The organism is Chromatium okenii (genome assembly GCF_016583745.1).
In the GTDB taxonomy this organism is placed as follows: Bacteria; Pseudomonadota; Gammaproteobacteria; order Chromatiales; family Chromatiaceae; genus Chromatium; species Chromatium okenii.
Window position 1 is genome coordinate 1 of record NZ_NRRQ01000066.1, and the last position, 4,708, is coordinate 4,708.

The window sequence follows — 4,708 nt, forward strand, 5'->3', positions numbered from 1 at the left end:
TCCATACTGTCAAGTCGATAATTATTACTGGTCAAAACAGAAAAGTTATCTACCTGAGTCACATTTATGGTGGTCATAACCACGATTACTCAATAATGAAATCGGAATTTGATATGGATAAGCAGTGATTTGTCGATGTTATAGTCGATCCACCACAAAATGATTGTCGAAATCCGCGCACTACCTTCAATCATGCTTGTTGCGCAGCAATCAATTTATTCTGGATCGACTATACAGTTCGGGCTGATCTTGGGTTTTTAGGTTTAGTTAATGACTATGGGTTCAAATCTGATATCAGGTTGCCTAACAAAAAACCTCGAAAATCAAAAAATAATCTTTCACCAGAACTCACTAAACAGCAGAAGATAGAAAACCGCGCACATGCACAACGTCGCATTTTTGTTGAGCATTCGATTGGTGGAATGAAACATTTTCACTGTCTGACGCACCGGATCAGAAGCCAGTCAAATGTCATTATGGATCAGTTCTTTGGACTGGCAGCTGGTCTTTGGAACTTCAACATCTCTTAAAAATTCAGATATTTAACGTTCGGTACAAATCTATTGGGCCAATGCCTAATTCAACCGCCGCGTTTCTTTTGGAAACGCGGCGGTTTTTTATGCGTGGTGAAATGGTGCGCGGTGCGCACCCTACGGAGCTGGACGGAAACCCAGCAAACGGAGAATCAGGTAACATGAGACCACTCCCTTGGAAGACGAAAAACCGAGGGAATCTCAGTTCCGGCGGAGGTGAATGCATGAGCAAAGAGAACTACCAACAACTACAACCGCTGACGCTCGAGCAACGGGTCTGGGTCGCTATAGCGGCCCTGAATTTTTTTCAGCCGATGTGCTATCGAGAAAACTGTCAGAAAATTGGCAAGACACCAGAAGAAAATATCATTCGGCCATTGGACACCATGGGCTTCCTGAAATATCTGGCTGTCAATGGTGTGCTGCCAGACAAGATGCTGGATAAACCTGAAAGATATCTTCAGCGCATCAACGAGCTTCTTGCTCGATTGGTTTTTTCAGGCCACCTCAGCCACGCTGGGAAAAGTGGCACGCCTTTGGTTGGAGATAGTTACTACACGTTGTATCAAGCAACGGGTTACGAACGACAGGGTGTTCTTTATTTGACACGAGCGCTAGGGCCGCAGTTCCTCCAATGGACCTACCAACGAGGTACCTATCAGATTACAGGGGTAACCCCGAACGGTGATGTTCACGCAGGAACTGGCATTGCAATCGCACCACGTTGGCTGATGACGTGCGCGCATGTCCTGCAAGATATGAAGGTGAACGAGCGGCAGACAGTTCCTGTCCAAGGTTGTGACTATCGGGTAGTGCGCCAGTTACCGCACGGAAAAGTTGATGTCGGATTGATTGAGGTTGATCGGGACTTGCCAGAGGTGCAGGGATTGAATTTCCGTGATCCGCATGTTGGTGAAAGAGTCTACACATTTGGATTTCCTCGCGTTCCGCTGTCGCGAGAGACTACTCTGGTCATGCAAGGTGGGGAGGTGTCGGTCGAGCAAATGACATCTTTGTATGGGCATGATCTATTTTTGTTCTCGGCGATTGCTCGCCCCGGAAACAGTGGTGGGCCGATCCTGTCCGAAAACGGTCATGCCGTCGGAATCGTTACCCAAGAATTATCCGAACGTGATTCGCAAGATCACCCCTTCCATGCGGGGATTGCCACAGCAACGCTGGCGCAGGCAATACACGAGTTGGACTGCGGTGTGAGTCTTCCCGTCGAAACGTGGCAGTGAGCCGCGTCGGTTGGGTTGTGTGCCATGCGCGGGATTGGTGAATAATGACCAACCCGAACGGCACACAACCCAACATTTCCCGCCAATTCAACCCAATTCAATTAACCCTTGATTGAATTGGAACTGAAATCAACCAACCGCCGCAGGGGAACCGGTGGCGGTTTTTTTATTGCCCCCCTTTGGCAAAGGGGGGTTGGGGGATTTAATCAAATAGCCGCGTCGGTTGGGTTGTGTGCCATGCGCGGGATTGGTGAATAATGACCAAACCCAACGGCACACAACCCAACATTTCCCGCCCATTCAACCCAATTCAATTAACCGTTGCTTGAATTGGAATTGAAATCAACCAACCGCCGCAGCGCAGGGGAACCGGGGCGGTTTTTTTATTGCGAGCGGGGAATGTTGGGTTGCCCGATTGGATGTGGTGGGTTAGCGGGACGCGGTGCGCGGGCAACCCAACCTACTCGTGACCGACATCATCGGGTAACTGAAGCGCCGAACTTCCCCAATCTATTGGCAACATGCCTTGGCGGATATACCGATGAATGCTGCTATACGGCCAATCAATCGCCCGCTTCACCAATTGGTGACGTACCGGATTGAAATGAATGTAATTCACATGATTGCAAAAATCCTCCTCATGTCGAATCCGATGCTCCCAAAACCGCCGTTGCCAAATCGCCTGCTCTTTTTTGTGCGCACGACTGGCAAACACGGCGGGACGCTGCGCGGGTGGAATGCTGGTCGTAAATGTCCGTTTAATGTTGCGCCATCGCGTCGAATAATCGGCATCGCCATCTGGTAACGTCCACATCGCATGAATGTGATCCGGTAAAACCACCATCGCCTCAATCACCAACGGTCGTCGCGCCATTTCCGCCCGCATCGCCTCACGCAACACCGCCACCGCTATTGGATTGGCAAACCACGCCACCCGTTGAAACATCACGACGGTGAAAAAATACGTCGCCCCGTTGGTATAATCGCGCCGGTAACGCAATCGCAATCTTGTGCTGTGGAATGTTGGGTTGCCAACAGCGGCAACCCAACCTACTCGTGAGCCACGCCGTTTGATTGAAAAATCGGGCAACAGCGTCGGTTGGGTTGCCGCTGTTGGCAACCCAACTTCTCACCCACCGCTTCAACCTGACTGAATGAACCGCCCTCGGGAAACTGGGGGCGGTTTTTGTGTGTCGCCCAACAATCAGATGTGTTTTGGTTCGTGATCGGCTATCATTCTGAAAAACGGGATCATTTGGAGACGACGATGTATGCAATCAGCTTTGACTTAGATACCAACCAAGTCGGGTAGGGACAATTTGTTACCATTTCATCCACTAAGAACCGTGCTTGCAACTTTCACTGCACACGGCTCAAGCCTTGATAAGCTCTCGTTAAAGAGCCGGTAACGTACCGAGTTTATTCTTGCTGTGTAGTTGACGGTGGCAATTTCCATGTAATAGGCGCGTATTCTTCAGCGTGTTATCTCCACCCAGAGTTTTTGGTATGACGTGGTGAACATTCCACTCGTCCTCTGGTTGGATCATTTGACCACATATAGGACATATACCTTTCTGTCGGAGCCAGAGGCTTTTCACTTGCCCGTTAAGAGTATTTTCTTTCATAACGGTGTGGTATGCGTGTTGTTCCCAGTAGGTTTCCCAAGATGGATCAAATGGATTTGCATCCGATTTCACCTTAACGTGTCTCACAATTGGCGTTGCTGCATGTTTCTTCAACTCTACCAACTGCTTCTCTCCTTTGATTTCCTTGTAGTAGCCAAACACCCAGTTCCGTTTGCCTTTAGTGTGCCAGTATCTATCTGCGACCCACTTTCGACCTTTCTTTGGATGTATCCGTCGTGCCCATTTCCAGAGTGCTATCCAAATCCCACTATCCACCTTGTTAAAGGTTTCCTTGGAGACCATTCCCGCATGATAGTTTGCCCATCCCCTTATGATCGGGTTTAGAACTTTTATCACAACCTCTTGGCTTTGCCCATTGAGATTCTTGATTGTCTCCCGAATCTTCTTCAAGTGTGCCGCTACATTCTTCTTGGCAGGCTTCGTCAAGTACTTGCCCGAATACTTGCTAAAGTTCCATCCTAGAAAATCAAACCTCTCTTCGATGTGTACCACTTTAGTTTTCTCTTCTGACAGCGTGAAACCTCTCTCCTCTAAGAAGATTCTAGCAGTCTCCTTTACTTTGAGTGCTGTAGCTTCGTCTACTGCGGTGATGACAAAATCATCGGCATATCTGACACAGTTAATCTTGGTTGCATTCCTTGTTCCACTTCTTCCCTTCCTATCCTTGAGTACTGCTGCTTCAAGACCGTCTAGTGCCATGTTTGCTAGGGTTGGCGAGATAATACCGCCTTGTGGTGTCCCAGCCTCGGTGGGAAACAAACTTTGTTTCTCCATGTATCCAGCTTTCAGCCACTTCCTTAAAATTTCTTTATCCATTGGAATGTTATTTACTAACCATTCGTGACTGATATTGTCAAAGCATCCGGTAATATCCGCTTCCAACACCCATTGTGCAGATTTTTTCGCAGATTGACAAGCAAACAGTTGTACTGCTGCATCTGCCGTACTCCGACCTTTCCTGAATCCATAACTATTCTGATCAGCCGTAGTCTCTGCGATGGGTTCCAATGCAAGTAGATAAAGCGCCTGCATGGCACGATCCTTCATGGTTGGAATTCCTAGCGGACGTTGTTTCCAGTTTGCTTTAGGGATATACACCCTCATCAAAGGCTTTGGCTTGTAGCCGTGCCGCTTGAGAGACGAGATTGCTCTGTACTTACTTGTCAGGAACCGTATGATTATATTCCGCGACGCAGCTACCCGCTGTTTTTAGCACGAGAGGCTTTGCAGGCCGTCATCACGGACATTCACCAACGCGCCCTACATCCCCAAGTGGTTGGGCACTCAG

The 4,708-nt window shown here is 48.6% G+C and carries 4 protein-coding genes; 2 read left to right on the top strand and 2 right to left on the bottom strand.

Annotated features, from left to right (window positions below):
• Window positions 1-224 precede the first annotated feature (224 nt).
• A complete protein-coding gene (locus tag CKO12_RS15445) occupies window positions 225-530 on the top strand; it encodes a transposase family protein (protein WP_420826845.1) in 306 nt (101 codons plus the stop codon).
• Between the two features lie 227 nt (window positions 531-757).
• A complete protein-coding gene (locus CKO12_RS13875) occupies window positions 758-1,774 on the top strand; it encodes a S1 family peptidase (protein ID WP_200155319.1) in 1,017 nt (338 codons plus the stop codon).
• Window positions 1,775-2,234: 460 nt separating this feature from the next.
• On the opposite strand, the gene CKO12_RS13880 is transcribed toward CKO12_RS13875, so the two are convergent.
• Both CKO12_RS13880 and ltrA read right to left on the bottom strand, forming a co-directional pair.
• Window positions 2,235-2,780 carry an REP-associated tyrosine transposase gene (locus CKO12_RS13880; protein ID WP_242466355.1) on the bottom strand — a complete coding sequence of 182 codons (546 nt, stop codon included), beginning with the start codon at window positions 2,778-2,780 and terminating at the stop codon, window positions 2,235-2,237.
• Window positions 2,781-3,168: 388 nt separating this feature from the next.
• Complete coding sequence (ltrA, locus tag CKO12_RS13885) at window positions 3,169-4,602, bottom strand: group II intron reverse transcriptase/maturase (protein WP_338032762.1); 1,434 nt, start codon at window positions 4,600-4,602, stop codon at window positions 3,169-3,171.
• Between the last annotated feature and the right edge of the window lie 106 nt (window positions 4,603-4,708).

Excerpts from the sequence above, each read along its gene's own strand:
- CKO12_RS13875 (WP_200155319.1), top strand. The coding sequence starts at position 758 with ATGAGCAAAGAGAACTACCAACAACTACAACCGCTGACGCTCGAGCAA.